3 protein-coding genes are annotated in these 1,858 nt (G+C 45.4%); all 3 read right to left on the minus strand.

Annotated elements, in window-relative coordinates; all coding sequences use genetic code 11:
• Positions 1-327, minus strand: a 327-nt coding sequence (locus WCO51_13255) for a hypothetical protein (protein ID MEI6514220.1), incomplete at its 3' end; no start/stop codon positions are given.
• A gap of 18 nt (positions 328-345) precedes the next feature.
• Positions 346-1,176, minus strand: a complete 831-nt coding sequence (locus WCO51_13260) for a M48 family metallopeptidase (protein MEI6514221.1) — start codon at positions 1,174-1,176, stop codon at positions 346-348.
• Position 1,177: 1 nt separating this feature from the next.
• On the minus strand, positions 1,178-1,858 hold a 681-nt coding region (locus WCO51_13265; GenBank protein ID MEI6514222.1), incomplete at its 5' end, for a ThiF family adenylyltransferase.

Raw genomic sequence — 1,858 nt, forward strand, 5'->3', positions numbered from 1 at the left:
ATCCTTGACAGCGTGAATGTCTTCCCATGTCGCGTGAGTAAAGGTAATACTTGCCTTCACTGATTCAGTGTACTTTGCAGGAATTATCGCTTCAACAAATACTTCTGCAGGATTACTCTGTTTGAGATAGCCAATCAAGACACCGCCCAGCTCGTGCGATGTATCAGTTGCTGCGAATTCAATTATCTGTTGCCGTACTGAAGCATCCATGAAAATTCGAACGTACTGAGACTTTGATGTACTTTTGTTCTCAGGCTCACTATTCAGCACAATACCCAAATCAGTACCCGAATCTAATTCTGAACCTGGAGGGTCTACCTTTGACATTACTGAATCTCCTTATGCTCAATACAACTTGATATCAATAGCGGCCTCCTCGAAGGACATCGATTCGCGCCACTTTTCTGACAATTGACGATACGCAGTTCCGTCGGCAAATTCAAGCAATTCACCAATCCGAAATGGCATATAGGGGTGGCTCTCAAAGTTTTGTCGCTGCAACGCTAAAGGATTGAACTGGAGAGAAAGCGCTTGCTCTGCGATATACTCGTTAACATCTATCTTCTCAGCTAGGTTTCTGCTCCCAACAACCATCGCCACCAACGCTTTACAGGCCACATCTTTATCCCCGCACGCAACCAGCCCAGCCCTATCGGCCGATATCTCGGATGTTCGCATCCAGTCCATAATTGCCGTAAGTAACTCGTTTGCATTTCTATCAGAACGTGATTTCGTATCATCAAAAAACCAACGCGCCATCGTTATGTACAAAACATGCCGACAGTGAATATGGCCAATTTCATGACCCAGAACAAACGCGAGTTGCTGCGGGCTCAACTGCTCATAAAGAGCATTAGTAAGGGAGATAAAGCACTGATTTCCCGTTCCATAAGTTACTGCGTTAAGATTAGAATCGCTGACAATGTAGACATGAGGCATAGGAACACCGAAAGAGGCTGCCAACGTATACACTTGCTTATGCAATTCAGGTAACTGTCTTTCAGAGGCTCTAACTCCAGTTCCAGCTAGTTGACCACTTACCCAAGGCTCACTGATTTCGTTAATAAAGCGAGTGGCCATTTCTTTGAGACCCCTAACGCTTTCTAAACGCGTCATCATCTGCCTATCATCTGGGTAAAGATACTCTTCCGGGTTGAAAGTTGTGCGAGAACTCATATTAGATATTCACCGCCCGAGTATCCCTACGGCTAAGCGGGCCCAAAACCTGATCGCTATCGCCTGACAGTTCAAAATGCCGTCTTGTCATACCAACACGGCCAGTCACGATATCTAAAGCCGGTATACCCATCTGCTCCAGGGTTCTGTCAGCATAGGCTTCACAATTATCAAAGGAATGCATCATTCTTGGAATTCGTATCTCACCACAGGAAGGACATCGAGCTTGTGATTCCGTTAGTTTGGTTTGTACTACAAACATTGGTTCTGAGGTTTGACAGTGCAAACAGTCCAGTGCGATTACAACCTCCCTTTCAATATCTACAACAGCTTCTGTCCCCATAAGAGAACGAACATGTTCCATCAAATCGCCAACACAAAGAGTTGACGCTTTCCAATCGGTCTCTTCAATAGCCTCGAAAGTATCGTGGCTGAGGCAATCTTCCTTTCGCTGATAGCGCACAATAAAAGAGTCATGCGTCATACCATTGAAATAGAAACCTGCCCCCGAAAGTACCGGCAATTCCTTGCGATTATGGAGAAGCTTGACAGCCTCCTGACATTCGATCCCAGCAATGATTGATGAGGTAGTTGGGGTTGTAGGAACCTTCCCTTCTAACATCTGATCTCGAGTCAAAAGGCTGCAAGATTTCCTCTTTCGTAATAACTCGAAGTCCTTCTC

This window comes from bacterium (assembly GCA_037131655.1).
In the GTDB taxonomy this organism is placed as follows: Bacteria; Armatimonadota; Fimbriimonadia; order Fimbriimonadales; family JBAXQP01; genus JBAXQP01.